We start from the raw sequence: 282 nt of genomic DNA, 5'->3' as shown, positions 1-282 counted from the left end.
CGGCGCCACCATCACCAGCGACGGCTACAAGGAGTCCCTCCAGGCCGCCATCGACTCCCAGGCGGCATCCGCCGCGGCGTCCCCGTCGCCCTCCGCGTCCACGTCGTCCGCGGCTGCGGAGTCCGCGTCCCAGGTCGTCTCAGGGACCGCCGTGGACACCGAGAAGGGCACCGTGCAGGTCGAGGTGACCTTCGAGGGCGACACGATCGCGTCCGTGACGATGCTCCAGCAGCCGAACCACCCGCAGACCACGGCCGCGGTGCCGGTCCTGATCGAGGAGAC

Annotated in this window: 1 pseudogene; it reads left to right on the top strand. The window is 71.6% G+C overall.

Annotated elements, in window-relative coordinates:
• A pseudogene (locus tag RB628_RS42005) lies at positions 1-282 on the top strand (FMN-binding protein); the annotation flags it as partial.

The sequence above is a fragment of the Streptomyces sp. ADMS genome (assembly GCF_033441795.1).
Lineage (GTDB): Bacteria > Actinomycetota > Actinomycetes > Streptomycetales > Streptomycetaceae > Streptomyces.
This window is presented reverse-complemented; position numbering and strand designations above follow the sequence as displayed.